Source organism: Candidatus Pantoea carbekii (assembly GCF_000971765.1).
In the GTDB taxonomy this organism is placed as follows: domain Bacteria; phylum Pseudomonadota; class Gammaproteobacteria; order Enterobacterales; family Enterobacteriaceae; genus Pantoea_A; species Pantoea_A carbekii.
The window spans coordinates 969,849-993,408 of sequence record NZ_CP010907.1 but is presented as its reverse complement, the minus strand read 5'-3'; the positions used below and the strand labels follow the sequence as shown (position 1 = coordinate 993,408).

The 23,560-nt window shown below is 33.8% G+C and carries 34 protein-coding genes and 1 pseudogene; 1 reads left to right on the top strand and 34 read right to left on the bottom strand.

What is annotated here, in order from left to right:
- Positions 1 to 28: 28 nt before the first annotated feature.
- The 34 genes and pseudogenes from rpsK to tauD form a co-directional block, all read right to left on the bottom strand.
- Positions 29 to 418 (bottom strand): 30S ribosomal protein S11, encoded by a 390-nt coding sequence (gene rpsK / locus BMSBPS_RS03600; protein WP_022564241.1) that lies wholly within the window; start codon positions 416 to 418, stop codon positions 29 to 31.
- A gap of 13 nt (positions 419 to 431) precedes the next feature.
- Positions 432 to 788, bottom strand: a complete 357-nt coding sequence (gene rpsM / locus BMSBPS_RS03595; RefSeq protein ID WP_022564240.1) for a 30S ribosomal protein S13 — start codon at positions 786 to 788, stop codon at positions 432 to 434.
- Between the two features lie 162 nt (positions 789 to 950).
- Positions 951 to 1,067, bottom strand: coding sequence for a 50S ribosomal protein L36 (gene rpmJ, locus BMSBPS_RS03590; protein ID WP_044169953.1), 117 nt, complete (start codon positions 1,065 to 1,067; stop codon positions 951 to 953).
- A gap of 35 nt (positions 1,068 to 1,102) precedes the next feature.
- The gene (secY, locus tag BMSBPS_RS03585) at positions 1,103 to 2,434 is read right to left on the bottom strand and encodes a preprotein translocase subunit SecY (protein WP_022564239.1); all 1,332 of its coding nucleotides are present in this window, start codon (positions 2,432 to 2,434) and stop codon (positions 1,103 to 1,105) included.
- Positions 2,435 to 2,441: 7 nt separating this feature from the next.
- The gene (gene rplO / locus BMSBPS_RS03580; protein WP_022564238.1) at positions 2,442 to 2,876 is read right to left on the bottom strand and encodes a 50S ribosomal protein L15; all 435 of its coding nucleotides are present in this window, start codon (positions 2,874 to 2,876) and stop codon (positions 2,442 to 2,444) included.
- Positions 2,877 to 2,879: 3 nt separating this feature from the next.
- Complete coding sequence (gene rpmD, locus BMSBPS_RS03575; protein WP_022564237.1) at positions 2,880 to 3,059, bottom strand: 50S ribosomal protein L30; 180 nt, start codon at positions 3,057 to 3,059, stop codon at positions 2,880 to 2,882.
- A 6-nt stretch (positions 3,060 to 3,065) separates the two neighbouring features.
- Positions 3,066 to 3,566, bottom strand: a complete 501-nt coding sequence (gene rpsE / locus BMSBPS_RS03570; RefSeq protein WP_022564236.1) for a 30S ribosomal protein S5 — start codon at positions 3,564 to 3,566, stop codon at positions 3,066 to 3,068.
- A 12-nt stretch (positions 3,567 to 3,578) separates the two neighbouring features.
- On the bottom strand, positions 3,579 to 3,935 hold the full coding sequence (gene rplR, locus BMSBPS_RS03565) for a 50S ribosomal protein L18 (protein WP_022564235.1): 357 nt from the start codon (positions 3,933 to 3,935) through the stop codon (positions 3,579 to 3,581).
- 12 nt (positions 3,936 to 3,947) lie between these two features.
- Positions 3,948 to 4,481 carry a 50S ribosomal protein L6 gene (gene rplF / locus BMSBPS_RS03560; RefSeq protein ID WP_022564234.1) on the bottom strand — a complete coding sequence of 178 codons (534 nt, stop codon included), beginning with the start codon at positions 4,479 to 4,481 and terminating at the stop codon, positions 3,948 to 3,950.
- Between the two features lie 12 nt (positions 4,482 to 4,493).
- The gene (gene rpsH, locus BMSBPS_RS03555; RefSeq protein ID WP_022564233.1) at positions 4,494 to 4,886 is read right to left on the bottom strand and encodes a 30S ribosomal protein S8; all 393 of its coding nucleotides are present in this window, start codon (positions 4,884 to 4,886) and stop codon (positions 4,494 to 4,496) included.
- 30 nt (positions 4,887 to 4,916) lie between these two features.
- On the bottom strand, positions 4,917 to 5,222 hold the full coding sequence (gene rpsN, locus BMSBPS_RS03550) for a 30S ribosomal protein S14 (RefSeq protein ID WP_022564232.1): 306 nt from the start codon (positions 5,220 to 5,222) through the stop codon (positions 4,917 to 4,919).
- A gap of 14 nt (positions 5,223 to 5,236) precedes the next feature.
- Complete coding sequence (rplE, locus tag BMSBPS_RS03545) at positions 5,237 to 5,776, bottom strand: 50S ribosomal protein L5 (protein WP_022564231.1); 540 nt, start codon at positions 5,774 to 5,776, stop codon at positions 5,237 to 5,239.
- Between the two features lie 14 nt (positions 5,777 to 5,790).
- Entirely contained in the window at positions 5,791 to 6,105 is a 315-nt protein-coding gene (gene rplX, locus BMSBPS_RS03540; RefSeq protein ID WP_022564230.1) for a 50S ribosomal protein L24, read from the bottom strand.
- An 11-nt stretch (positions 6,106 to 6,116) separates the two neighbouring features.
- Complete coding sequence (gene rplN / locus BMSBPS_RS03535) at positions 6,117 to 6,488, bottom strand: 50S ribosomal protein L14 (RefSeq protein ID WP_022564229.1); 372 nt, start codon at positions 6,486 to 6,488, stop codon at positions 6,117 to 6,119.
- A gap of 157 nt (positions 6,489 to 6,645) precedes the next feature.
- Positions 6,646 to 6,900 carry a 30S ribosomal protein S17 gene (rpsQ, locus tag BMSBPS_RS03530; protein WP_022564228.1) on the bottom strand — a complete coding sequence of 85 codons (255 nt, stop codon included), beginning with the start codon at positions 6,898 to 6,900 and terminating at the stop codon, positions 6,646 to 6,648.
- Positions 6,897 to 7,094 (bottom strand): 50S ribosomal protein L29, encoded by a 198-nt coding sequence (gene rpmC / locus BMSBPS_RS03525; protein ID WP_022564227.1) that lies wholly within the window; start codon positions 7,092 to 7,094, stop codon positions 6,897 to 6,899. The genes rpsQ and rpmC overlap by 4 nt, the downstream gene beginning before the upstream one ends.
- Complete coding sequence (gene rplP / locus BMSBPS_RS03520) at positions 7,094 to 7,504, bottom strand: 50S ribosomal protein L16 (RefSeq protein WP_022564226.1); 411 nt, start codon at positions 7,502 to 7,504, stop codon at positions 7,094 to 7,096. The genes rpmC and rplP overlap by 1 nt, the downstream gene beginning before the upstream one ends.
- A gap of 12 nt (positions 7,505 to 7,516) precedes the next feature.
- Positions 7,517 to 8,215 carry a 30S ribosomal protein S3 gene (gene rpsC / locus BMSBPS_RS03515; protein WP_022564225.1) on the bottom strand — a complete coding sequence of 233 codons (699 nt, stop codon included), beginning with the start codon at positions 8,213 to 8,215 and terminating at the stop codon, positions 7,517 to 7,519.
- Between the two features lie 19 nt (positions 8,216 to 8,234).
- The gene (rplV, locus tag BMSBPS_RS03510) at positions 8,235 to 8,567 is read right to left on the bottom strand and encodes a 50S ribosomal protein L22 (RefSeq protein WP_022564224.1); all 333 of its coding nucleotides are present in this window, start codon (positions 8,565 to 8,567) and stop codon (positions 8,235 to 8,237) included.
- A 13-nt stretch (positions 8,568 to 8,580) separates the two neighbouring features.
- A complete protein-coding gene (gene rpsS / locus BMSBPS_RS03505; RefSeq protein ID WP_022564223.1) occupies positions 8,581 to 8,859 on the bottom strand; it encodes a 30S ribosomal protein S19 in 279 nt (92 codons plus the stop codon).
- Positions 8,860 to 8,878: 19 nt separating this feature from the next.
- Entirely contained in the window at positions 8,879 to 9,700 is an 822-nt protein-coding gene (gene rplB, locus BMSBPS_RS03500) for a 50S ribosomal protein L2 (RefSeq protein WP_022564222.1), read from the bottom strand.
- A 17-nt stretch (positions 9,701 to 9,717) separates the two neighbouring features.
- Entirely contained in the window at positions 9,718 to 10,020 is a 303-nt protein-coding gene (gene rplW, locus BMSBPS_RS03495; protein ID WP_022564221.1) for a 50S ribosomal protein L23, read from the bottom strand.
- Positions 10,017 to 10,622, bottom strand: coding sequence for a 50S ribosomal protein L4 (gene rplD, locus BMSBPS_RS03490; protein WP_046201184.1), 606 nt, complete (start codon positions 10,620 to 10,622; stop codon positions 10,017 to 10,019). Before rplD ends, rplW begins: the two co-directional genes overlap by 4 nt.
- An 8-nt stretch (positions 10,623 to 10,630) precedes the next feature.
- Complete coding sequence (gene rplC, locus BMSBPS_RS03485; RefSeq protein WP_022564219.1) at positions 10,631 to 11,260, bottom strand: 50S ribosomal protein L3; 630 nt, start codon at positions 11,258 to 11,260, stop codon at positions 10,631 to 10,633.
- A 34-nt stretch (positions 11,261 to 11,294) separates the two neighbouring features.
- Positions 11,295 to 11,606, bottom strand: a complete 312-nt coding sequence (gene rpsJ / locus BMSBPS_RS03480) for a 30S ribosomal protein S10 (protein WP_022564218.1) — start codon at positions 11,604 to 11,606, stop codon at positions 11,295 to 11,297.
- 597 nt (positions 11,607 to 12,203) lie between these two features.
- Positions 12,204 to 13,388: an elongation factor Tu gene (gene tuf / locus BMSBPS_RS03475; RefSeq protein ID WP_022564217.1), complete on the bottom strand. Its 1,185-nt coding sequence runs from the start codon at positions 13,386 to 13,388 to the stop codon at positions 12,204 to 12,206.
- Between the two features lie 72 nt (positions 13,389 to 13,460).
- Positions 13,461 to 15,575, bottom strand: coding sequence for an elongation factor G (gene fusA, locus BMSBPS_RS03470; RefSeq protein WP_022564216.1), 2,115 nt, complete (start codon positions 15,573 to 15,575; stop codon positions 13,461 to 13,463).
- A 93-nt stretch (positions 15,576 to 15,668) separates the two neighbouring features.
- On the bottom strand, positions 15,669 to 16,139 hold the full coding sequence (rpsG, locus tag BMSBPS_RS03465) for a 30S ribosomal protein S7 (RefSeq protein ID WP_046201183.1): 471 nt from the start codon (positions 16,137 to 16,139) through the stop codon (positions 15,669 to 15,671).
- Positions 16,140 to 16,216: 77 nt separating this feature from the next.
- Entirely contained in the window at positions 16,217 to 16,591 is a 375-nt protein-coding gene (gene rpsL / locus BMSBPS_RS03460) for a 30S ribosomal protein S12 (RefSeq protein WP_022564214.1), read from the bottom strand.
- Between the two features lie 144 nt (positions 16,592 to 16,735).
- Positions 16,736 to 17,023, bottom strand: a complete 288-nt coding sequence (gene tusB / locus BMSBPS_RS03455; protein ID WP_022564213.1) for a sulfurtransferase complex subunit TusB — start codon at positions 17,021 to 17,023, stop codon at positions 16,736 to 16,738.
- A gap of 14 nt (positions 17,024 to 17,037) precedes the next feature.
- A complete protein-coding gene (tusC, locus tag BMSBPS_RS03450; RefSeq protein ID WP_022564212.1) occupies positions 17,038 to 17,400 on the bottom strand; it encodes a sulfurtransferase complex subunit TusC in 363 nt (120 codons plus the stop codon).
- The gene (gene tusD, locus BMSBPS_RS03445) at positions 17,400 to 17,786 is read right to left on the bottom strand and encodes a sulfurtransferase complex subunit TusD (RefSeq protein ID WP_022564211.1); all 387 of its coding nucleotides are present in this window, start codon (positions 17,784 to 17,786) and stop codon (positions 17,400 to 17,402) included. The genes tusC and tusD overlap by 1 nt, the downstream gene beginning before the upstream one ends.
- Before the next feature lie 389 nt (positions 17,787 to 18,175).
- Positions 18,176 to 18,958, bottom strand: coding sequence for an FKBP-type peptidyl-prolyl cis-trans isomerase (fkpA, locus tag BMSBPS_RS03440; protein ID WP_046201182.1), 783 nt, complete (start codon positions 18,956 to 18,958; stop codon positions 18,176 to 18,178).
- Between the two features lie 1,180 nt (positions 18,959 to 20,138).
- Positions 20,139 to 20,984: pseudogene (gene tauD, locus BMSBPS_RS04405) on the bottom strand (taurine dioxygenase).
- 1,931 nt (positions 20,985 to 22,915) lie between these two features.
- On the opposite strand from tauD, the gene crp reads away from it, so the two are divergent.
- On the top strand, positions 22,916 to 23,548 hold the full coding sequence (gene crp / locus BMSBPS_RS03430) for a cAMP-activated global transcriptional regulator CRP (RefSeq protein WP_022564208.1): 633 nt from the start codon (positions 22,916 to 22,918) through the stop codon (positions 23,546 to 23,548).
- The last annotated feature ends 12 nt before the right edge of the window (positions 23,549 to 23,560 follow it).

Sequence of the window (23,560 nt, the reverse complement as noted above, 5' to 3'; positions counted from 1 at the left end):
TTTTTCTCTAACTCTCCTAAAAAGGGCTTTATACTCGACGTTTTTTGGGTGGACGACAACCATTATGAGGAATCGGCGTCACATCAGTAATATTGGTAATTCGGAAACCAGCAGTGTTTAAAGCACGAATAGTAGATTCACGACCTGGACCAGGACCCTTAACCATGACTTCTAAATTCTTAATACCATAGTCTTTTACTAATTCTGTACAACGTTCGGCAGCAACTTGAGCAGCAAACGGAGTAGATTTTCTTGATCCGCGAAAACCGGAACCACCGGCAGTCGCCCAAGCCAATACGTTACCTTGACGATCAGTAATAGTAACGATGGTATTATTAAAGGAAGCATGGACGTAAGCCACACCATCTGAAATTTGTTTTTTTACTCGCTTTCGTGCACGAATTAGAGTCTTTGCCATTATTTTACCCCGATCATTTCTTTATCGGTTTACGTGGACCTTTACGCGTGCGTGCGTTAGTCTTAGTACGCTGACCACGAACAGGCATGCCACGGCGATGACGTAACCCACGGTAGCAACCAAGGTCCATCAACCGCTTGATGTTCATAGTGATTTCACGACGGAGATCACCTTCAACAACAAATTTACCAACTGCTTCACGCAATTGATCAATTCGTTCTTCAGATAATTCACTGATCTTAACATCTTCAGTAATACCTATTGCCATACAAATAGCTTTAGATCTGGCTTTACCAATACCGAAAATCGAAGTCAACGCGATAATGGTATGTTTTTGATCAGGAATGTTAATGCCTGCTATGCGGACCACAATGCACTCCTAATTGTATAAATAAATACTTACTACTAATTACATCTCTACTTTTCGGTAATTCTAATGCAATCAGATCAAAAAATAAAGTGCTAACTGGTCAATCTAACTAGCTTAGTTTAACTTTGCAAGTAAAATATGTAATTATAAATATTAACATCCTTACCCTTGACGCTGTTTATGTTTAGGTTCAGTAGTACAAATTACACGTACAACACCATCACGACGAATGATTTTGCAGTTACGACATAGTTTTTTGACAGAAGCACGTACTTTCATTTTTTACTCTCCGTAAAAAAATTTTAAATTCTAAATTAACGATTGTAACCTTTTAAATTAGCTTTTCTTAATACAGATTCATACTGACTAGACATCATTAAAGTTTGTACTTGACTGATAAGATCTATGATTACAACTACTACAATAAGTAATGAAGTTCCACCAAAATAAAAAGGTACTTTCATAGCGTTACGCATAAATTCGGGTACAAGACATACAAACGTAATATATACTGCGCCAATTAAGGTTAAACGAGTCATGACTTTTTTGATGTATCTTGCTGTTTGTTCTCCAGGACGAATTCCGGGTACAAATGCACCAGATTTTTTTAAATTATCTGCTGTTTCACGTGGATTAAATACTAATTCCGTATAAAAAAAACAGAAAAATATAATTGAAATTGTATAGAGTAATACATACAGTGGCTGTCCTGGTTGTAAATAAAGCGAAATTGTGGTCAACCAATGCCAATCTACACCATCCCCAAACCAAGAAGCTAATGTTGCTGGAAATAAAATAATACTAGATGCAAAAATTGCCGGAATTACACCTGCCATATTTACTTTTAGCGGTAAATGTGTACTTTGTGCAGCATAAATCCGTCGACCTTGTTGACGTTTAGCATAGTTGACTACAATACGACGCTGCCCTCGTTCAATAAAAATTACAAAAAACGTCACCGTGAATATAAGCAGTGCTACTAATAATAACAAAAATATATGCAGATCACCTTGTCGTGTTTGCTCGATGGTATTTGCAATAGCTACGGGTAGACCGGCTACTATACCAGAAAAAATAATAATTGAAATTCCATTTCCTATACCCTTTTCAGTAATCTGTTCGCCTAACCACATTAAAAATATAGTACCCGCAACTAAACTTACAACAGCAGTAACATAAAATGTAATACCTACATGTATTACTAAACCGTGTATTCTTGAAATATTAGGTAGACCTATAGCCACACCGATAGATTGAAATATAGCTAAAATTAATGTGCTATAGCGAATATATTGGCTAATCTTACGACGACCAATATCACCTTCTTTTTTAATTTCTGCTAATTTTGGGTGAATAACTGTAAGTAATTGTATAATAATAGAAGCTGAAATATACGGTACAATGCCTAACGCAAGAATTGATGCACGACTAAGTGCACCACCAGAAAACATGTTAAACATTTCAATAATAGTACCACGTTGTTGCTCAAACAGTTTGTGAAGCACATTAGTATCGATACCAGGAATTGGAATAAAAGAACCAATACGAAAGATAATAAGCGCACCAATTAAAAATAATAATCTACGTTTTAATTCACCAAAACTACCTTTAGCACTTTGGAAATCTAATCCTGGTTGCTTTGCCATCTGCTGCTTATTCCTCGATTATACCACCATTAGCTTCGATCGCCGCACGAGCTCCTTTAGTAAGACGTAGACCGCGAATAGTCACTGGTGCAGAAATATGACCAGATAAAATTACTTTTGCAAATTTAATTTTAGAGCCAATGATATTAGCCGATCTTAAAGTATCCAAATTAATCATAGCACCCGCAACTTTATCTAAATTAGATAAACATACTTCTGCACTTGCTAACGACTTGCGAGAAACGAAACCAAATTTGGGTAAACGACGGTGAAGAGGCATCTGACCTCCCTCAAAACCGCGACGCACACCGCTACCTGAACGAGATTTTTGACCTTTATGCCCTCGGCCACAAGTTTTACCAAGACCACAACCAATACCGCGTCCTACACGTTTACAAGCATGTTTAGAGCCTTTAGCTGGAAATAAAGTATTTAATCGCACACTCTAATCCTCTATTTTTAGCATATAAGAAATTAATCTAATCATCCCACGTATTGCTGAAGTATCTTCACGAATCACAGTATGTCCAAGATAATTTAAACCTAATCCAACTAAAGTGGCTTTATGCTTAGGTAAGCAACCAATGGAACTACGAATTTGAGTAATTTTAATCTTTTTTATCATACTAAACTATCCACGAATATCTTCAACGGATTTACCTCGCTTAGCAGCAACTATTTCCGGAGATATCATATTTTTTAAGCCATTAACTGTAGCACGAACTACGTTGATTGGATTAGTAGAACCATAAGCTTTCGATAAAACATTATGTACTCCAGCAACTTCCAATACAGCCCTCATTGCACCTCCAGCAATAATACCAGTTCCTTCTGAAGCGGGTTTCATAAACACACTAGATCCTGTATGTTGTCCCTTTACAGGATGTTGCAGAGTACCTTCAATCAACGGTATACTTATCATATTACGACGAGCTTTTTCCATTGCTTTCTGAATTGCTACGGGAACCTCACGTGCTTTACCGTAACCAAAACCGACACGGCCGTTACCATCACCTACCACAGTTAATGCAGTGAAAGAGAAAATACGACCACCTTTTACAGTTTTAGAAACACGGTTTACCGCAATTAATTTTTCCTGCAATTCACCAGATTGTTTCTCAATGTACACCATTTAACCTCCATCTTAAAATTGCAGACCAAACTCACGAGCAGCATCCGCTAATGCCTGAATACGACCATGATATCGAAAACCAGAGCGATCGAAAGAAACATTGCTAATTCCTTTTTTCATAGCACGTATAGCTATTTCTTTACCTACAGCTGAAGCTGCGTCTTTATTACCAGTATATGTCAATGATGCAGAAATAACCTTTTCTACAGTAGATGCAGCTATCAAAATTTCTGAATTATTATTGCTAGCGACTATTTGTGCATATATATGACGTGCAGTGCGATGTACTACTAAACGAGTTACACCCAAACTTTTAAGTTTACAACGTACACGAGTTGCACGGCGGATCCGAGAACATTTCTTCTCCATATTAAAATAACCTTATTTTTTCTTAGCCTCTTTAGTACGAATCACTTCGTCTGTATAACGAATCCCTTTACCTTTATAAGGTTCAGGAGGAAGGTAAGCTCGCAGCTCAGCTGCTACTTGACCAATTAGCTGTTTATCAGCACCTTTTAGTATAATCTCTGTTTGAGTTGGGCATTGTGCAAGGATATCTTTTGGCAGTATATATACAATAGGATGAGAAAATCCAAGAAACATGCTTAAAGAATTACCTTCAATAGACGCACGATAACCGATACCAACTAATTGTAAATGCCTAATAAAACCCTGAGTAACACCGATAATGATATTGTTTAGAAGTGCTCGAGCAGTGCCCGCCTGTGCCCAACCATCTAAATAACCTTGACGTGGAAAAAATCTCAAAGTATTTTTTGTGAAATTAAATTCTACCGCATTGTTAACAATATAATTTAATTGACCATTTTCACCTTTAACAAAAATTTCTTGACCATTGATTCTCAACTCTACACCAACAGGAATAATAACAGGTGCTTTTGCAATACGAGACATTTAATCCTCCGATTAAGCTACGTAGCAAATAATTTCACCACCAAGGCCAATCTGACGCGCTTTACGATCAGTCATAATACCTTGAGATGTAGAAATTATAGCAATTCCTAGGCCAGCAAGCACTTCTGGTAACTGATCTTTTTTCTTATAAATACGCAAACCTGGACGGCTAATACGTTGAATATTATCTATAACAGCCTTACCATGAAAGTATTTAAGAGTCAATAGTAATTCCGGCTTAATACTACCCTCTATTTTAAAATCTTTGATGTAACCTTCTTCTTTTAATACTTTAGAAATTGCTATTTTCAACCTAGAAGAAGGCATAGAAATAGCAATTTTATTCGCTGCTTGACCATTGCGGATACGAGTCAACATATCTGTTATTGGATCTTGCATGCTCATTCATCATACTCCCTAGTTCACATAATAAAATTACCAACTGGATTTTCTCAATCCAGGAATTTCACCTCGCATTGCAGCTTCACGGACTTTGATACGACTTAAGCCAAACTTTCTCAGAAAACCATGTGGACGACCTGTCTGACGACAACGGTTACGTTGACGCGAGGGACTAGAATCACGTGGTAAAATTTGTAATTTCAGAACAGCATTCCAACGATCTTCATTAGACGCGTTCATATCAGAAATAATCTCTTTTAAAGCAAGTCGTTTTTCTAAAAATTTATCTTTTAATTTCATTCGCTTAACTTCTCGCACTTTCATGGATTGTTTAGCCATTCATTAACCTTATTTTATTTGCGAAACGGAAAGTTAAAGGCAGCCAATAGTGCACGACCTTCATTATCAGATTTAGCAGTAGTGGTAATAGTAATATCCAAACCACGAACGCGATCGACTTTATCATAGTCAATCTCTGGAAAAATCATCTGTTCACGAACGCCCATACTATAATTGCCATGACCATCAAAAGATTTTGTAGGAAAACCTCGAAAATCACGAATACGAGGTATAGCGATATTAATAAGACGATCAAAAAACTCCCACATACGTTCACCACGTAATGTGACTTTACAACCGATTGGATAGCCCTGACGGATTTTGAAGCCTGCAATTGATTTTCGCGCTTTAGTGATTAAGGGTTTTTGCCCAGAAATAGCTGATAAATTAATTACTGCACTATCTAGTAATTTTTTATCAGAAACTGCTTCACCAACTCCCATATTTAAGGTAATCTTCTTTATCCCAGGGACTTGCATGACAGAATTGTAGTCAAATTTTATCATCAGTTTTCTGACTACTTGGTTTTTATAGTAATCATGCAGTTTGGCCATCGTACTACTCCAAATTACTTAATAATTTCACTGTTTGACTTAAAGAAACGAACTTTTTTTCCAGATTCGAATCTAAAGCCGATACGGTCAGTTTTGCCAGTGCTCACATTAAAAATCGCAACGTTAGAAATTTGAATCGCTGCTTCTTTTTCAATAATTCCACCGGGCAAATTCATGTTCGGGATTGGTTTTTGATGTTTCTTAATTAAATTCACTCCCTCAACAATAATTTTGCTAGAAGATATAATATGTTTTACTTTACCACGTTTACCTTTATCTTTTCCTGTTAATACAATTACCTCATCTTTCAGACGAATTTTTGCTGCCATATATTTACTCCTTAAAGTACTTCAGGTGCTAAAGAGATAATTTTCATAAACTTCTCTGTGCGAAGTTCACGCGTAACAGGTCCAAAAATGCGTGATCCTATAGGTTGTTCGGTATTATTATTTAATATAACGCATGCATTACCATCGAAGCGAATAACAGAACCATCTGAACGACGAACACCTTTTTTAGTACGCACTACTACTGCTTTCAGAACATCTCCCTTTTTTACTTTCCCACGAGGAATTGCTTCCTTTACCGTAATTTTTATAATGTCACCTACACTTGCATATCGACGGTGTGATCCACCTAAAACTTTAATACACATTACGCTACGCGCACCAGAATTATCAGCTACGTTCAGCATTGTCTGTTCTTGAATCATTTAAGTATCCTATTGATGTTAAATATAACTTTAAAATTACAATCTAAAATATTTAAAACTTGGTGCGCAGATTATAATATTGAACGTCACAGGTAGAAAAAAATGAACGGCTCAAATTGGTATGAGCCGTTCATTTTTTAGAGCAAGCTGATCTTAATTATAAAACAGCTTTCTCTAAAACACAGACCAAAGTCCAAGATTTAGTTTTGGACAACGGACGAGTTTCACGGATTTCAACTACATCACCAATACTACATTCATTATACTCATCATGAATATGTAACTTAGTCGTGCGTTTAATAAATTTACCATAAATAGGATGCTTTACAAAGCGTTCAATAGAAACAACAGCAGATTTCTGCATCTTGTTACTAATAACACGACCTTGCAGAGTACGTATCTTATCGATCATGAAGTCGTTCTCTCCTTTTCGCTGAGTAAAGTTTTAACACGCGCAATATTACGTCTAATTTTCTTCATTAGATGAGTTTGCTTCAGCTGTTTTGATCCTAATTGCATACGTAAATTAAATTGTTCACGTAAAAGATGAAGAAGTGTTACATTCAAATCTTGAGTACTTTGTGTACGTAATTCCATCAATTTCATTACATTACCGTCTTAGTTACGAAGGTAGTTTTAATAGGTAGTTTTGCTGCTGCAAGCTTAAATGCTTCACACGCTAGCTCTTCTGATACACCATCTATCTCATATAAAACTTTACCAGGTTGAATTAAAGCAACCCAATATTCCACATTTCCTTTACCTTTACCCATACGCACCTCCATTGGCTTTTCAGTAATAGGTTTATCGGGGAATACACGAATCCAAATCTTACCTTGGCGCTTAATTGCACGTGTCATAGCACGACGAGCTGCTTCAATCTGACGAGCGGTTAGACGACCACGGCCAACAGCTTTTAAACCGAAAATACCAAAGCCAACATTTGTACCTTGTGCTAAACCACGGTTTCGACCTTTCTGTACTTTTCGGAACTTCGTGCGCTTTGGTTGTAACATCAAATACTCTCCTTACTTTCGGTTTTTACGGTGTTGCTTTTTAGGTTGAGAAATTTGCTCAGAATGCCCAATAGCAGTCATACCACCCAAAATTTCACCTTTAAATATCCATACTTTTACACCAATTACACCATAAGTAGTATGTGCTTCAGAAAGGTTATAGTCAATATCAGCACGAAGTGTATGCAACGGTACACGACCTTCACGATACCATTCTGTACGTGCAATTTCAGCACCTCCTAATCGACCACTAACCTCCACTTTAATACCTTTAGCACCTAAACGCATTGCATTTTGTACAGCACGTTTCATGGCTCGACGAAAAATTACACGGCGTTCTAATTGTGAAGTAATATTATCAGCAACTAATTTAGCATCTAATTCTGGTTTACGAATTTCAGCTATATTAATCTGTGCAGGCACTCCTGTAATCCTGCTTACTACTATACGTAATTTTTCAACATCTTCACCTTTCTTTCCGATAACGATTCCTGGACGAGCAGTATGAATAGTTACTCGGATGCTTTTAGATGGTCTTTCGATAACGATACGAGATATAGATGCTTTATCTAATTCTCTCATTAAGAATTGACGTACTTTAAAATCACTATCTAAATTATTAGCAAATTCCTTTGTATTGGCAAACCAAGTAGAATTCCATGGTTTTACAATACCTAAACGCATCCCATTAGGATGTACTTTCTGACCCATTGCTAATCTCCTAAGTCTTTCAGCAATCAGCCACTATTACAGTAATATGGCTACTTCGCTTCAATATACGATCTGCACGACCTTTAGCACGTGGCATAATACGTTTCATAGTGGTACCTTCATCAACGAAAATTTTTGCAACTTTTAAATCATCCACATCAGTACCATCATTGTGTTCGGCATTAGCAATAGCAGATTCTAAAACCTTTTTAACGAGTCCAGCCGCTTTTTTATTAGTATAAGTTAAAATATCTAGAGCTTGTGACACTGTCTTACCGCGAATAAGGTTAGCAACAAGGCGAACTTTTTGAGCAGAAGCATGAGCATATCGACATCGAGCAATAGTTTCCATCTTCTTTTCCTATTTATTTTTTCTTAGTTTTTTTATCTGCGGCATGCCCACGATACATACGTGTAGGAGCGAATTCGCCCAATTTATGTCCAACCATTTCATCAGAAATGAAAATAGGAACATGCTGACGACCATTATGCACAGCAATAGTTAACCCAATCATATCTGGAAAGATTGTTGAACGACGAGACCAAGTGCGTAATGGCTTCTTATCTCCGCTCTGCACAATTTTTTCTACTTTTTTAATTAAATTAAAATCGATAAAGGGTCCTTTTTTAAGAGAACGCGGCATAACTTATCCTCTAATAACATTATTTGCAACGACGACGTATTATAAATTTATCAGTGCGCTTGTTGCTTCGAGTTTTTTTTCCTTTAGTTTGTATACCCCATGGAGTTACTGGATGCTTACCAAAATTACGACCTTCACCACCGCCATGAGGATGATCAACTGGATTCATAGCCGTGCCACGGACAGTAGGGCGAATACCGCGCCAACGTGTTGCACCAGCTTTACCTAAAACACGCAACATGTGTTCAGAATTACCGACTTCACCTAAAGTTGCACGACAATTAGCTTCTAATTTACGCATCTCACCTGAACGCAAACGTAAAGTAACATAAGAACCTTCACGAGCAATGATTTGAACATAAGAACCAGCAGAACGAGCAATTTGGCCGCCTTTTCCTGGTTTCATTTCTACATTGTGCACTGTAGATCCCACAGGAATATGACGCATTGGCAAACTATTACCTGTCTTAATTGCAACATTGATACCAGATTGAATTTGATCACCAATTTTTAAACCTTTAGCAGCAAGAATATAACGACGTTCTCCATCTTTATAGAGAACTAATGCAACATTTGAAGAACGGTTCGGATCGTATTCAACGCTTTCAACAATTGCTGTAATATGGTCTTTATTTCGTTTAAAGTCAATAATACGATAAGCTTTTTTATGACCACCACCAATATGACGAGTAGTAATATGACCCTTATTATTTCGACCGCCAGATTTACTATGCTTTTCTAGCAACTGAGCAAAAGGCTTATTTTTAGACAGCTCAGGATCAATTACTTTAACCACATGACGTCGTCCCGGAGATGTCGGTTTGCATTTAATAACTGCCATACTTTTTCCTCTTTTACCTACTCAGAGCCACCAACAATATTTACTTTTTGACCTTTCTTTAAGGTAACATAAGCTTTCTTCCAGTCATTTCGACGACCTATTTTTTTTTTGCGATACTTTACTTTGCCTTTTGCAATTAAGGTATTTACATTTTTTACTTTTACTTCAAATAATCGTTCTACAGCAGCTAAAATTGCTGCTTTGTTAGCATTTTTTGCCACTTTAAGTACGATAGTGTTTGTTGTTTCCATAGCAGCGGATGCTTTTTCAGATATGTGAGGAGCACGCAGAACTTGTAATAATTGTTCTTCAAATATCATATGAGCATCTCCTCAATTTTTTTTATTGCATGGGTAGTAACAACAACTTTATCGAAAACGATTAAATTAATAGGATTAATATGATTAATACTACATACGTCAACTTTATATAAGTTACGTGCAGCTAAAAATAATTTCTTATTAAATTTTTCTAAAATAATTACAACATGTTTACAATTTATATCTTTCAGCTTCTGTATTAATAATTTAGTTTTCGCTTCTTCAATAGAAAATTTTTCAACAATAATTAAACGTTTCTCACGTAATAGCTCAGAAAAAATGCTTTTTAGTGCCCCACGATACATTTTTTTGTTCACTTTTTGAGCATAATCTTGTGGACGAGCAGCAAAAGTCACCCCACCTGAACGCCAAATTGGACTTCTAATGCAACCCGAACGAGCACGACCAGTACCTTTCTGGCGCCATGGCTTTTTTCCTGAACCACTAACTTCAGCCCGATTTTTTTGAGCACATGTCCCTTGACGCATAGCCGAAGTATAAGCAACAACAATCTGATGTACTAGTGCTTGATTAAAATCAAGACCAAAAATAGCATCAGAAACGGTCAGCGTGCCTTGTGCATCCTTCAATTCTAATTCCATTGGTATGCCTATTTCCTCACAGCCGGTTTAACAATCAAGTCTCTACCACTAGTTCCTGGAACAGCACCTTTAACAATTAATAAATTGCGATTTAAATCAACACGTACTATTTCTAAACTTTGAATGGTTACCCGTTCATTACCTAACTGTCCAGCCATTTTTTTGCCTTTAAATACTTTTCCTGGAGTCTGGTTTTGACCTATAGAACCTGGGACACGATGCGATAAAGAATTACCATGAGTTTTATCTTGAGTGCGAAAATTCCAGCGTTTAACAGTACCCGCAAAACCTTTACCCTTAGAAATGCCCACTATATCTACTTTCTTGATACCAAAAAAAATTTCAAGAGTAATTTTTTGTCCAACAATAAACTCTTGATCAGTATCATTACGAAATTCCCATAGATTACGACCAGCTTCAACACCGGCTTTAGCAAAATGACCGGCTTGCGGCTTATTAATAGAATTTGCTTTTTTAAAGCCTGTAGTAATTTGAATGGCTTTATAACCATCTTTTTCTAAATCTTTAACTTGAGTAATTCGATTTTCTTCAATTTTAATCAAGGTAACTGGTATAGCAACACCATCTTTAGTGAAAACACGAGACATACCCAGTTTTTTACCGACTAAACCAATCATTATCTATGCACCTCTCAATCGTTTGATAAACTGATTAACCTAAACTAATCTGCACATCTACACCGGAAGCCAGATCTAAACGCATTAGAGCATCAACAGTTTTTTCAGTGGGTTCAACAATATCTACCAAGCGTTTGTGAGTACGAATTTCATATTGATCACGAGCATCTTTGTTAACATGCGGAGAGATCAAAACAGTAAAGCGCTCTCTACGAGTTGGCAGAGGGATGGGACCACGAACCTGTGCGCCAGTGCGTTTAGCAGTTTCAACAATTTCTACAGTTGACTGATCGATCAAACGATGATCAAATGCTTTAAGACGAATACGGATTCTTTGGTTCTGCATAATATCAGAACTCCAAATATTTTATACAATGGGAAAATCACTTGCCCACTTATTAACAATTAATGAGCGGGAATGAATGTAACATGTAAAATTTCTTAATTTTAAATATTATGAGACAGCAAAATTGTGTATTGCAATTGAAGTACGACATAATAATATCCTCTAAATGTAAGCATGGCACGTAAAATTCTTCAATGCGCAACCCGTAGTACTATATACTATATTAAAATAAAGAACTTAAAGATAAAATTTAATTTTGCTTCACTCCAGCATAATCATCATTACTTGATGATTTCTATATTTCTTGATTACTGAAACATTACCATTCTGAATCAATCGTTATCTGTTATATAATTCAATTTTTAAAATATATAAAACTTAAACTAAAACGCACAACATTTAAATATTTTAATTATATAAAGCATTATAATGATCCATGACTACAGAGTATCAAGCTATCACGCATCGATACTCTATTGGATAAATTATAATTCTTTATGTTTTATACTTTGATATTTTCATATAACTAAGTGCACTTAAAGAGCACTGCAAGTGCTCCTTAAGATAACGAATAATTAAACGGTGATCAATGAAAAATTAAACGATCACTTCAGAAACAATACCTGCACCAACAGTACGACCACCTTCGCGAATTGCAAAACGTAAACCTGCATCCATTGCAATTGGATGGATGAGTTCAACAGTTATCTTTACGTTATCCCCTGGCATAACCATTTCAATACCTTCCGGTAGTTGGATATTACCGGTCACATCAGTGGTACGAAAATAAAACTGAGGACGGTAACCCTTAAAAAAAGGAGTATGACGGCCACCTTCATCTTTAGATAAAACGTATACTTCTGAGACAAACTTAGTATGTGGTTTGATTGAACCCGGCTTCGCTAACACTTGTCCACGCTGTATTTCTTCACGTTTAATACCACGCAATAAAATACCACAGTTTTCACCTGCTTGACCCTGGTCCAAAAGTTTTCGAAACATTTCTACACCTGTACAAGTGGATTTAGTAGTTTTTTTAATTCCAACTATTTCCACCTCATCACCTACTTTGACGATACCACTTTCCACACGACCTGTAACCACTGTGCCCCGTCCAGAGATTGAAAATACATCTTCAATCGGCAATAAAAATGGTTTGTCAATCGCACGAACCGGATCCGGAATATACCTATCTAAATGATTGGCAAGCTCAATAATTTTTTCCTCCCATTCTTCTATACCTTCTAGTGCTTTTAGTGCAGAACCGCGAATGATTGGTGTGCTTTCGCCTGGAAAATCGTACTGTGATAACAAATCACGCACTTCCATTTCTACTAATTCTAGAAGTTCTTCATCATCAACCATATCGCATTTATTTAAAAAGACAATAATATAGGGAACACCTACTTGACGACCTAATAGTATATGTTCACGAGTTTGTGGCATAGGTCCATCAGTTGCTGCTACAACTAGAATTGCACCATCCATCTGAGCAGCACCAGTAATCATATTTTTTACATAATCTGCATGCCCAGGACAATCTACATGTGCATAATGACGAACTAACGTTTCATATTCAACATGAGAAGTATTAATAGTAATGCCACGGGCTTTTTCTTCTGGTGCATTATCTATTTGGTCGAATGCACGCGCTTGACCTCCATATTTTTTAGCTAATACAGTAGTGATAGCAGCAGTCAGCGTAGTTTTACCATGATCAACATGACCGATAGTACCTACGTTTACGTGTAATTTTTTTCGTTGAAATTGCTCTTTCGCCATGGCGATAATCCTTACATTATGCCTTCATCAGTAGTTAAGGCATTAGTTCAAAATTTTTAAACCGCAGCGCGTTTATTTGCCACGAGCTTCAATAACAGCCTGAGCAACGCTACTCGGCGCATTATCGTACTTTAAAAACTCCATGGAGTAAGAAGCACGACCTTTTGTTAAAGAACGTAACTGAGTTGCATATCCAAACATTTCAGACAACGGAACTTCGGCACGGATTAGAACGCCGCTAATATTAGATTCCTGACCTTTCAGCATACCACGTCGACGACTTAGATCTCCTATAATATCACCGGTATTCTCTTCTGGGGTTTCTACTTCAACTTTCATGATCGGTTCTAGCAAAACTGGTTTTGCTTTTTTAAAAGCGTTTTTAAAGGCATGTGAAGCAGCTAATTTAAAAGCAAGTTCAGATGAATCAACATCATGATAAGAACCAAAATGCAAACGTACACCTAAATCAACAACTGGGTACCCAGCAAGTGGACCTGATTTCATCTGCTCTTGAATACCTTTATCAACTGCAGGAATATATTCGTTAGGAATTATACCACCTTTGATATCATTAATAAATTCATAACATTTCTGACCTGAATCTTGATCTAAAGGATACATATCGATTACAACATGACCATACTGACCTCGTCCACCTGATTGTTTAATATGTTTGCCTTCAATATTAGTAACTTTAAAACAAATAGTTTCACGATATGCAACTTGAGGTTTTCCAATATTTGCTTCAACATTAAATTCACGCTTCATACGATCAACAATAATATCAAGATGCAATTCACCCATACCAGCTATAATTGTTTGATTAGATTCTTCGTCTGTCCATACACGGAAAGAAGGATCCTCCTTAGCTAATCGGCCTAAGGCTACACTCATTTTTTCCTGATCAGCTTTAGTTTTGGGTTCAACTGCAATCGAAATTACTGGTTCAGGAAATTCCATACGTTCTAATACGATTGGATTATTTAAAGCACATAACGTATCACCTGTTATAACATCTTTCAGACCAATTGCTGCTGCAATATCTCCCGCACGAACCTCGCTAATTTCTTCACGTTTGTTAGCATGCATTTGAACAATGCGACCAAAACGCTCACGTATAGATTTAGCAGAATTTAATATCGTATCGCCTGATTTAACAATGCCTGAGTAGACGCGAAAAAAAGTTAAATTCCCTACAAATGGATCATTTGCAATTTTAAATGCTAAAGCAGCAAATGGTTCATTATCATTTGCATAACGTTCAGCTGGAGTGTTGTTAATATCATTCAGTGTACCTTTAATAGCAGGAACATCAGTTGGCGCAGGAAGATATTCAACAACTGCATCCAATAATGCTTGAACTCCTTTATTCTTAAAAGCAGAACCACAAGTAACGAGAACAATTTCATTATTTAGTACACGCTGACGTAATCCATATTTAATTTCTTTTTCTGTAAAAACTGCACCTTCTAAATATCTGTCCATCATCTCTTCAGATGATTCAACCGCGCATTCAATTAACTTTTGCCGCCATTCTTCAACCAATCCTTGCATATCAATAGGAATGTCTTCATACGTAAAAGTTACACCTGAATCTTGGTCATTCCAATTCACAGCCTTCATTTTAATTAGATCAATCACACCCGTAAACGATTCCTCAGAACCTATTGCTAATTGCAATGGTACTGCATTTGCACCTAATCGTTCTTTAATTTGGGCGATAACTTTTAAAAAATCTGCTCCTATGCGATCCATTTTATTAACAAAAGCGATACGCGGAACTTTATATTTATTCACTTGACGCCACACAGTCTCAGATTGCGGTTGTACTCCACCTACTGCACAGTAAACCATGACTGCACCGTCAAGCACACGCATGGAACGTTCTACTTCTATGGTAAAATCAACATGACCAGGCGTATCAATAATATTAATGCGATGAGGTTTAAATTGTTTTGCCATACCTGACCAGAACGCGGTAGTCGCTGCAGAAGTAATAGTAATCCCTCGCTCTTGCTCCTGTGCCATCCAATCCATAGTTGCTGCACCATCATGCACTTCACCAATTTTATGATTAACACCGGTATAGAATAAAATACGTTCAGTAGTCGTGGTTTTTCCAGCATCAATATGTGCGCTGATACCTATATTGCGATAATGCGTAATGGGTGTTGTACGAGCCATTTTATTCCTTAAATTTGTGAATGTTCGCAATTAACCGATTTCAAAAAAAATGAAATTATTTGATTAATAAACACTTAACTAAATAATCCATCATTACCACCGATAATGTGCAAATGCTTTATTAGCATCTGCCATACGATGGACATCTTCACGTTTCTTGACTGCATTACCTTTATTTTCTACAGCATCGAAAATTTCATTTGCTAGACGTAACGCCATAGATTTATCAGTTCGTTTGCGAGCTGATTCTACAATCCAACGCATTGCTAAAGCATTACGACGAATTGGACGAACTTCAACTGGTACCTGATAGGTAGAACCACCAACACGGCGTGACTTTACTTCAACTGTAGGACGTACGTTTTCAAGAGCGACTTCAAAAACTTCTAATTCAGTTCTGCCGGAACGCTGTGAAACAATTTTAAGAGATTTATAAACTATTGACTCTGAAATAGATTTTTTACCATGTACCATTAAAACATTCACAAATTTAGCTAATAACTCTGATCCAAATTTAGGATCAGGCAAAATTTTACGTTGACTAATGACACGACGACGAGGCATCACAGACACTCCATATTATGACTTTAGGTTTTTCCAAAACTTTACAATGTTTGGCCTTACTTATCATTTAAAAAGTATTAAACTTTTGCTTTTTTAACACCATATTTAGAACGAGCTTGTTTGCGATCTTTAACACCGGAGCAATCTAAGGCACCACGAACGGTATGATAGCGAACACCAGGTAAATCCTTAACACGACCGCCTCGAATTAAAATTACAGAATGTTCTTGTAAATTATGTCCTTCACCACCTATATAAGAAGTGACTTCAAAACCATTAGTCAAACGTACACGACACACTTTGCGTAGCGCTGAATTAGGTTTTTTAGGAGTTGTAGTATATACACGAGTACAAACGCCTCGTTTTTGCGGGCAAGCTTCTAACGCAGGTACATTGCTTTTTACAATTTTGCTTACACGCGGTTTACGAACTAATTGGTTAATTGTTGCCATAATTAAAATAATCCCAGATTTACTCTGCTATGCAGCAGAGAGATAATAAATCTTCCTAACATGCATATACTACTAAGGAAGGATGCAGAATCTTAGAACTGTGCTAATAGGGTGTCAAGCAACAAATAACCAAACTTGACTACATTACCAAGAAATTTGTTGTTCATGCTTGATTGTTAAATTAACAAAATCAATATAATGTAAACGAAATATTTTGCTTGAAATTTGCTTAGTAAGACCCCGTGCTATTACGTCTTCTTCTAAAACCGATACATTAGCTGGTGTTGAATTTAATTTCAATAGAGTTTTACTACCCTGAAGTGCAGCTATTACAGCATCCTGTAGTAATAATAAATCATCCTTATAATCTAAAAGTAGTAATAAACTATCAAAATCGCATTCCCAAGGAGAATGTATCATTGTATATAGCATGATAAATTCTCATTTCAAAAACGAAAAATGCGATGATAAGTTGTAAGTTTTTTTCGAAGGGCAACAGGTTTTAGTATTTTAATAGGTAAAATACGTTTAGCTGTTAGGCTTTGTCCACGCACTCGCAGAGACATCTCACATACGAAATACTCATTAATATCATACAGTTCCAAAACATTAAAAGTAGAGATATAATTGCGTGATAAGATTTGATTTGGTTGCTGATTACACGTAAGTTGCAATACACCGTCACTAATAAAAAATATACCTATTTTTTGACTGAATATGGCGGTGGCTAAAGCTGCATCTAATCCTTCTCTACCGACACTACTGCCGTGCGGTGCCTTGGTAAATAAAAAAGCTACATGTGGTTTCATTAAAATTGCACCAAACGATCACAACTAAGAGTTGAAACTGCTAAGACGCCTAAACCACAAAGTTTAAAACCTTTTTGCAAATTGCTACTTTTTAATTTCAAATTAATAGACTCCTCTTGACTAATTACTCCACGGCGTAATGCCGCCGCTACACATACATTCAATAGTGTCCCGTTTTCTTGATTTAACTTTTGCCACATGCGTACTATATCAATTTCATCATTTGCCGGTGTATTAAAATGATTAGCATTTAAAACACCCTCACTATAGAAGAATACACTTTCTAAATGATGCCCAATTTTTAGCAATGAGTGTGCAAATAACAATGCACTACTTGCTTGCTGAGTACCATATGCTGGACCAGTAACTAGCAAAGTATAACGCATCAGCTATATCTACCTCACAGAAAAAAAATTTATAAGTCTACTAATCTATTTTGAGCAATGTTCTACAAAATCTATATTGAAGTTTAAATGTTAGAGATTCAATGCTAAATACCCATAGTAGTATATAGTATTATAGAGTTGCTTAAAATTAATACTGATATTAATCAATATAGGCTTTCAAAAAAACGTTATCAATTTACGCACTGTTTATCTCATAAACATACATTATTTTAAAGTATTGCCTAGTTTTATCGATATTCATATGCATATCAAAGTAAATCTACTAGGTTACATACGTTTTTTAAAACAAAATTTGATTTAGCAAAGTGTTAATCTAAAGAGGGATCTAAATATTTTTATTAGTTTATTTGAAAATTTTTACTAATTAATTAGTGCGCTTTCTTTATGTCAAGCAGCTCTATTTCAAACACTAAAGTTGAATTCACTGGAATCGCTGGGATAATATTATTGCCATATGCCAATTTTGTTGGAATAACCAACTTAATCTTGCCACCTTTTTTAATATGCTTTAGGCCTTCTATCCAACCAGGTATCACTGTATCTAAACGAAAAGAAAAAGGGTGATCACGTTTATAAGAATTGTCAAATTCAGTCCCATCAATTAATTTACCTTTATAGTGAACGGACACAGTATCACTATTGTTTGGAATATTACCCGTACCTTCCCTTTCTATCTGATAAAGTAAACCAGATTGAGTTTTTTTGACCCCTTTCTTTTTAGCGAATGCTGTAGCATAAGCATATCCTTTTACAAGGTTTGTCTGCCCATCTTTTTCTATTTTTTTGTTAACAGCAATCACTATACGATTTTCTAAAATATCTAGCTTCTTTTTGATCTCTTGATTAGAAAGTTTACTCTTTGCTATCAATACATCTCGAACACCGGCAATAATTTTATTTTTATCTAATTTGATACCTAATTTCTGTCTTTCGTTTAGAAAATGCTCTATATAAAAACCGATTGAATTCCCTAGTGCATAGGCTATTTTTTGATTTTCATTTTTTAAAAATGATATTTTCTTCGTTGATTTTAAATTATTTTTCAGAAAATTAGACGAACTGACACTAAGGTTTTCTGCTATTGCTACATCTTGCAGTATTATAACGATCATTGCTGTAAACAATAATACTGATTTAAAGAGTAATTTCATTCTTTCTCCACACTAAAAGAATTAGACCCTATCAATTATCGTAATTTTGCAAACTATATTTTTTTAATTCACAATGCTTTAAATGAATGTAACAAATTAAATTTCAATAGTTTTTAAATTATAAGCACTATCGAAAAATATATCTTAACTCATATATTTGCTATATTTTAATATCATTGCATATAAATGATACCAAATAATACAATACTGTTGATTTTAAAAAAAATTGCTTTATATAAAAATAAATTTATTCAATATCAATATCTGAGATGTATTATATAAAATAAATCAAAATAATTCAAAAAAATTACTTTAATAAATATGCTAAAATAACGATATTGTAATATTAAATTAAAAACTATGCACTTATGGCTAAGTTAGCTCAATCTAACCAAACAAGTCTGACTATCTTTTAATGCCGTATCATTGTAAAAAATTCTTAATACTAACTAACTTAATCTTAAAGTAGGATGATAATTTTATGTTTTAATCATAATGATTTTACTTAAAGTATCGAGGAAGTATTGCTTGAATGCTATTCATGCTATTGACCAATACAATATGATAAGTACATTATAATTGTAGTTGTTCAATTACATATAAAAACAAAAATTTCTTTATTAAGATAAAGAACATCAAATATTAAATAAATGCATGAAAATACACAAGTTAATCAGATAATTGTTTAAACATACAATTAATAACGCACCATGTTTGTTTTGTACGTAACATAACATTAAATAACATTTAATATTTTAAACGAAATTAAAATTTAAAGATTTGACTCACCTCAATAATGTATTACATCTGAGATATCATCAACGGTTTTCTATACACATGTCAATATATCAATGCTCATCTTCATATGAACTATGGCATTCATCTTAACATTAAAAATAATATTTTATATTCTATTACATGATGTTGCTTGTAGTAAAGCATATTAGATAAATTTATTTTTAACATTAAATTTTTCAATAATAAATAATAATAACAAAAAAGTATCTTGAAACGCGATAAAATATATCATCTAAAAATTAAACAATTTTATCGTGTATAGATGCATCGCTTGTTTTATTTTAACAAGCGAATTATACAAATATTTTTCCATACTAGAAGAAATTAAAAATTTTTTCTATATACGATATCCATTAAAATTTAGAAAATAAATTTTTGACACTTAAGATTCAAATGGTACATCGCCTAATACTGTAGCGCGATGCATGATTCGACGATCCGGATAATAATCAGCATTGGCATAATGTTGTGTAACGCGATTATCCCAAATCACAACATCATTTTTTTGCCAACGCCAACGCACTTGAAATTCTGGTTTATTAATATGTGCGAAAAGGAAATCCAGTAAAACATCACTTTCTTTTATAGTTAATCCTAGAAGACGTGTTGTAAAACCTTCATTTACAAATAACGCTTTACGCTTATTTACTGGATGCGTACGAATTACTGGATGTTGTACGGGAAGATTTTTTTCTGCTGCTTTTTTCCATCGTTTATGTTCCTTTTCAGTTCTACAATATTTATATTCTGGAAATGATTTTTTAAAATCGTGTTCTGCTTTTAATCCTTGTAATAATTGTTTAATTTTTTCTGATAAAGCATCATAAGCTGCAATATTGCTAACCCATAGCGTATCACCTCCTTTTTCTGGCAATAACTTTGATGCCAATACTGCTATAGCAGGCGGTGTATCAATAAAGGTCACATCTGTATGCCAGTTATCATTATCAGGTGGATTATCTTGATCAGTATCTATAACGATGATTTCTTTTACTTCTTCAGCATGTGGATATAGAGGATGAATATACAAGTCACCAAAGCGAGCTGCTAACGTTCGTTGTTGAATAGGAGTAATAGGCTGTTTCTGTAGAAATAGAACTTGATAGCGTAGTAAACCATGATATAATTGTTCAAATTATGAATCACTTAATGGGCGACTCAGATCAACATTGTTGACATATGCACCAATGCACGGACTTAGGACAGTAAAAGTAATACTTTCTTTCATTATTGCATTGTTCTCCAACCAAGTAAAATCAAATAATATATTTAAGCAGATAAAGTGTAGTATTTGCTATGGTTGTAATATAGAAGACTACATAATCTAACATCAGATTTATTATTGATAGAACGCACATTGTTTTCTGTTAAATCAAGTAGAATTACAGTTAGTTATATATTTAAAATGTTTAGATAAAGAAAATATTCAATAACTTAATTGTATGATTTGATGAATTAACAGAGTGATAAATTTATTTTCTTAATTATTTCAAATATATGCTTCGCTGTTATCATAAAAAGCAATTACAGATAAGATTATTTTATTGATGATTCCATTCATTTGTAAGTAACATTATTAATTACTAAATTAGGTTATTAATGATGGTTATCGCATAGATATTTGTTAGAAATTTTTTGATTTTATATGAAAACGGCAATGAAATATTCTTTTAATTTAGAAAATTGATTTTCTTGTTTTACTAAAACAATTAAAATTTTTTAACTTTAAATTTAACGGATTTAAAATTTAAACGAGCAAAAATTAAAATACTTCCTTTATTAAATTTTAAGATGATTTAGTGAATCATTGAAAATTAGAATCACTTTTTTTCAATAAGCAAATAATATTTTTTTAAAATAGAAATTATAAATAAATTTTGTGAAATTTAATTTCATTCAATATTTAAATAAATTTAAGCTAATTAGTTAACATATTTTATTGACAGGATTGTAATTCATTTCGAGAACTTCAATAAAGTCATTTTCATCATTATTAATAACAATTTGTTCTTATAAAAAATTTTAAATAAAATGGCCAAAGAGTTTTAAGATCAATTTACATTACATTAAAAAAATTTAATAATTAATCGATTGAATTAATATATCCATATTAATAGTTGGAAATAAACTTTATTAAAATACATTTAAATTATTATTGTAATAATAATTACATTAAATTTAATTTTTTAGGCACATTTACTGGAATGTAATGAAGGATGTTTATAAATTTACAGTGTTCATGATTATATCAATCATTTTTTAAAAACAGAAAAATTTAAAAATTTTTAAAAAATTAGAACATTAATAAATCTTCAATCTCAATATTAAAATACAATCCAATAAAATTAAATACTCAAATTCAAACCTACTATTCTGATTATCTCTGCGAATCACAATTATATCTTATTCATTGATTTTAATTTGCTGATTTTGGTAATAACTCTTTATAATAAATAATTATATTTTTCTGTTATATTCAAAAACCCGATATTTTATAAATAAAGAAATTTCTGTATACTTGTAAAAGTATTTTATATACATCGTTTGTTTAATAAAAAGATATCTTGTTAATACATCGATAATTATATATGATTAGCTCTTTAGAAGAAAATATATATAAATATGCTCAACTCATTTATAAATTAATATTACTAATTCTATGAATAAATTTCATATGTAACGACTGGGTATTTTTTTAATAGATACATTTTAAAAAATTCATTTCGAATTTTGTTGCACAAAATTTTTAAAAAAAATCTTTAAAATATTTAATATATTATCGAATTATTCATAACACATACAACAATTGATCAGCTAAATTAATAAAGCTATTTAATTTATCTAATCAATAGATAAATCGAAATATTGATATTACCTATCATCAAAATAGTTATTGAATTGAAACTAACTTAACAAAATTTCATCATTACTCAACATCATTTAATAAAAAATATTTCAATATTCCTATATATATAAAATAATAGAGATTGTTGTTTTTCATAAAATTAAATTCAAACCTTAAAAAGAAAAACACAGAATTAATTAATTACCGTCCATTAATTTTCCTTAAAAATCAATTCGATTAGATCGTTGAAACTAACTAATAGGAAAATTTTACTTCTAGATGTTAAATAGAATCGCCAAATAAGGACAATTAAGATGGCTCTCGGTAAAATACAAACAAATTCTCTGCTAGAATGGTTCCTGTCCCATTGTCACATTCACAAACATTCATCTAAAAGTACACTAATCTATCAAGGTGCAAAAGCAGAAACGCTATATTATATAGTAAAAGGTATTGTTGTAGTATTACTTAAAGATAATGACGGTAAAGAAATAATCCTGTCTTATCTTAATCAAGGAGATTTTATCGGCGAAATTGCTTTATTTGAAAAAGATCATAAACGTAGTGCGTGGGTACGTACGAAAACTTTCTGCGAAATTGCTGAAATTTCTTATAGAAAATTTTTTTATCTTGTGAGTATCAATCCAAATATTTTAGTACATTTATTAAAGCAATTAGCCCATCGTTTACAAATGACATCAGATAAATTAGGTAATCTTGCTTTTCTTGATGTAGCTGGAAGAATTGCAAAAACTTTACTTAATTTAACTCAACAACCAAATGCTATTACCCATCCTGATGGAATGCAAATTAAAATTACCCGTCAGGAAATTGGTCAAATAGTAGGATGTTCACGTGAAACTGTAGGCCGTATACTAAAAATGCTAGAAGATCAAAACCTCATTTCTGTTTATGGCAAAACTATAGTTGTTTATGGCATGCGTTAATATTATAACTTA